The sequence below is a fragment of the Streptococcus sp. HMSC034B05 genome, assembly GCF_001809055.1.
Lineage (GTDB): Bacteria > Bacillota > Bacilli > Lactobacillales > Streptococcaceae > Streptococcus > Streptococcus constellatus.
In genome coordinates, this window is the sequence record NZ_KV795611.1 from 1 (window position 1) to 419 (window position 419).

General features: G+C 36.8%; 1 tRNA gene. It reads left to right on the forward strand.

Annotated elements, in window-relative coordinates:
- Positions 1-3: 3 nt before the first annotated feature.
- A tRNA-Asn gene (locus HMPREF2542_RS05295) sits at positions 4-77 on the forward strand.
- Positions 78-419 lie beyond the last annotated feature (342 nt).

A 419-nucleotide genomic window follows, 5' to 3' on the forward strand; every position in this document is an offset into this window, starting at 1 on the left:
TTATCCGGCATAGCTCAGTTGGTAGTAGCGCATGACTGTTAATCATGATGTCGTAGGTTCGAGTCCTACTGCCGGAGTTGTATATGATTAGAAATCTTGTTTAAACAAGATTTCTTTTATTATGTGTTCTTTGTCTGTCTGGGTCTGTGAGGTGGAAGATAAATATCTTCCGCTATGCGGGTGCGTATCAAAGGTTATACCTAAAGAACTCCAAACACCCTACAATAACGGTGCTCAAGCCTACCGTAAAGTAAAGGGAGAAAAATATGATACAAAAGGCACATAGTTTATCACACAAAGTGGAATTGTAAAGCTTGTTACTTTGTCTTCTTTATTTTTTATGGTTCTTGTATAATGTAGCTAAGATATTTCAATGGTAATAAAAAAGAGTCTGGGACAATAGTCCCTTTGCTACAAAA